The sequence below is a fragment of the Cypionkella aquatica genome (genome assembly GCF_030161095.1).
Lineage (GTDB): Bacteria > Pseudomonadota > Alphaproteobacteria > Rhodobacterales > Rhodobacteraceae > Cypionkella > Cypionkella aquatica.
In genome coordinates this window covers 2501-5754 of sequence record NZ_BSPP01000030.1, presented here as the reverse complement: position 1 = coordinate 5754, position 3254 = coordinate 2501, and the positions used below count along the sequence as shown (strand labels likewise).

At 52.7% G+C, this 3254-nt stretch carries 1 tRNA gene and 2 rRNA genes (1 of these 3 cut by a window edge); all 3 read right to left on the bottom strand.

Annotation, left to right across the window (positions count from 1 at the left end):
- Nucleotides 1-3 precede the first annotated feature (3 nt).
- A tRNA-Met gene (locus QQJ98_RS19805) sits at nt 4-80 on the bottom strand.
- A gap of 99 nt (nt 81-179) precedes the next feature.
- A 5S ribosomal RNA gene (gene rrf, locus QQJ98_RS19800) occupies nt 180-294 on the bottom strand.
- 202 nt (nt 295-496) lie between these two features.
- Nucleotides 497-3254: ribosomal RNA gene (locus QQJ98_RS19795) — 23S ribosomal RNA — on the bottom strand; it runs 83 nt beyond the window's last position.

Below are 3254 nucleotides of genomic sequence, written 5' to 3'. Positions count from 1 at the left end.
TTTTGGTTGCGGGGACAGGATTTGAACCTGTGACCTTCAGGTTATGAGCCTGACGAGCTACCGGGCTGCTCCACCCCGCGACGGTTGTTCCCGTTTGGTTTTGAGGGAACATTTACTCAGCGTTTGGAATTTATTGTGCTGAGTTTTTGGGATCGTATTGAGAGATTGTGTCTTGTTAGGTTTGGCGGTGACCTACTCTCCCACGTCTTAAGACGCAGTACCATTGGCGCTACGGCACTTAACTGCCGAGTTCGGGATGGGATCGGGTGTTTTGCTCGTGCTATGTCCACCAAACCAAAGAAGAGACAAGCTGCGGATCTTTCGATCCTCAGCGCAGTCCCGGACTTGATCCGGGACCCCGATGGGATCGTTAGAGTGCAGCAAACATCAGTGTTGTTCCAAGTTTAGTCTACTTAGTATGTGCTTTTGACATGTCATTGTTGTTTTGACATACGACCCAGTTGCCTGATCATTTCTGACCTTGCTGTTACTGGATCAAATCAAGCCTATCGAGCAATTAGTACCAGTCAACTGAAAGCATTACTGCTCTTACATCTCTGGCCTATCGACGTGGTGGTCTTCCACGGCTCTCAAGGGAGACCTTGTTTTGAAGGGGGCTTCCCGCTTAGATGCCTTCAGCGGTTATCCTGTCCGAACATAGCTACCCAGCACTACCGTTGGCACGATAACTGGTCCACCAGTGGTCCGTTCACCCCGGTCCTCTCGTACTAGGGGCAACTCTTCTCAAGTCTCCTACACCCACGGCAGATAGGGACCGAACTGTCTCACGACGTTCTAAACCCAGCTCACGTACCTCTTTAAACGGCGAACAGCCGTACCCTTGGGACCTGCTCCAGCCCCAGGATGAGATGAGCCGACATCGAGGTGCCAAACGATGCCGTCGATATGGACTCTTGGGCATCATCAGCCTGTTATCCCCAGCGTACCTTTTATCCGTTGAGCGATGGCCCTCCCACTTGGGACCACCGGATCACTATGACCGACTTTCGTCTCTGCTCGACTTGTCAGTCTTGCAGTCAGGCAGGCTTATGCCATTGCACTCAACGACCGATTTCCGACCGGTCTGAGCCTACCTTCGCGCGCCTCCGTTACAATTTGGGAGGCGACCGCCCCAGTCAAACTCCCCACCATGCAGGGTCCCGGACCCGGATAACGGGCCGCGGTTAGATATCAAGATGGCGAAGGGTGGTATCTCAAGGGAGGCTCCACGAAGACTAGCGTCCCCGCTTCGATGCCTACCACCTATCCTGCACATCACAATCCTGATACCAGTGCAAAGCTGGAGTAAAGGTGCATGGGGTCTTTCCGTCTAACCGCGGGTAGTGTGCATCTTGACACACAGTTCAATTTCGCTGAGTCCACATTTGAGACAGCGGGGAGATCGTTACGCCATTCGTGCAGGTCGGAACTTACCCGACAAGGAATTTCGCTACCTTAGGACCGTTATAGTTACGGCCGCCGTTTACTGGGACTTCAATTCAGAGCTTGCACCCCTCCTCTTAATCTTCCAGCACCGGGCAGGCGTCAGACTGTATACGTCGCCTTACGGCTTCGCACAGCCCTGTGTTTTAAGTAAACAGTCGCCACCCCCTAGTTTGTGCCCCCTACCCCTAGTTGCCTAAGAATAGGGCCTCCTTCTCGCGAACTTACGGAGGCATTTTGCCGAGTTCCTTAAATGTGGTTCTCTCAAGCGCCTTGGTATACTCTACCAGTCCACCTGTGTCGGTTTAGGGTACGGTCTGATGGAGGGCTATTTCCTGGAACCTCTGAACGGCCCACCCAATCCGATAAGGGCAGACAATCTTTGAGATCCGTCACTTCCTCCTGGCCCACGAATATTAACGTGGTTCCCATCGACTACGCCTTTCGGCCTCGCCTTAGGGGCCGGCTTACCCTGCTCAGATTAGCTTTAAGCAGGAACCCTTGGACTTACGGCGAGAGGGTCTCTCACCCTCTTTATCGCTACTCATGTCAACATTCTCGCTTCTGATCTCTCCACCGGATGCCTTACAGCCCGGCTTCACAGAAAGCACATTGTGTACTCTGCATTCAGTAAACCGAATGCAAATACACAGCGTCCTATATCACAGAACGCTCCGCTACCACGCATATTGCTATGCATCCTGAGCTTCGGCTCGTGGTTTGAGCCCCGTTACATCTTCGCCGCAGGACAGCTTATCTAGACCAGTGAGCTGTTACGCTATCTTTAAATGATGGCTGCTTCTAAGCCAACATCCTGGTTGTTTTGGCCGTCCCACATGCTTTCCCACTTAACCACGAATTAGGGGCCTTAGCTGCAGGTCAGGGTTGTTTCCCTCTTCACACCGGACGTTAGCACCCGATGTGTGTCTCCCGGATAGTACTCATCGGTATTCGGAGTTTGCTTAGGCTCAGTAAGGCTGTGGGCCCCCATCACCCATGCAGTGCTCTACCCCCAATGGTATTCGTCCGAGGCGCTACCTAAATAGCTTTCGCGGAGAACCAGCTATCTCCAGGTTTGATTAGCCTTTCACCCCTAGCCACAAGTCATCCGGACCCTTTTCAACGGGTGTCGGTTCGGACCTCCAGTCAGTGTTACCTGACCTTCATCCTGCTCATGGCTAGATCACCTGGTTTCGGGTCTAATCCCACAAACTCATTCGCCCTTTTAAGACTCGGTTTCCCTGCGCCTACACCTAGCGGCTTAAGCTTGCTTGTGAGACTAAGTCGTTGACCCATTATACAAAAGGTACGCCGTCAGGACTCATGGTCCCTCCGACTGCTTGTAGGCGTTCGGTTTCAGGTACTGTTTCACTCCCCTCGTCGGGGTGCTTTTCACCTTTCCCTCACGGTACTGGTTCGCTATCGGTCAGTAAGGAGTACTTAGCCTTCGGGGGTGGTCCCCCGATCTTCAGACAGGATTTCACGTGTCCCGCCCTACTTAATATGTCCTCTAAAGCTTCGCATACGGGGCTGTCACCCACTATGGCTGCACTTTCCAGTGCATTCTGCTCACTCTTCGAGGCTCGGCTGGTCCGCGTTCGCTCGCCACTACTAGCGGAGTCTCTCTTGATTTCCTTTCCTCCGGGTACTTAGATGTTTCAGTTCCCCGGGTTTGCTCTTAAACCCCTATGTATTCAGGGTAAAAGTACCTGGCTTACCCCATTATTCGCTATGCCGAAGCATAGAAATAACAGAATATCAGGTGGGTTTCCCCATTCGGACATCCATGGATCAAAGCCTATTCCCGGCTC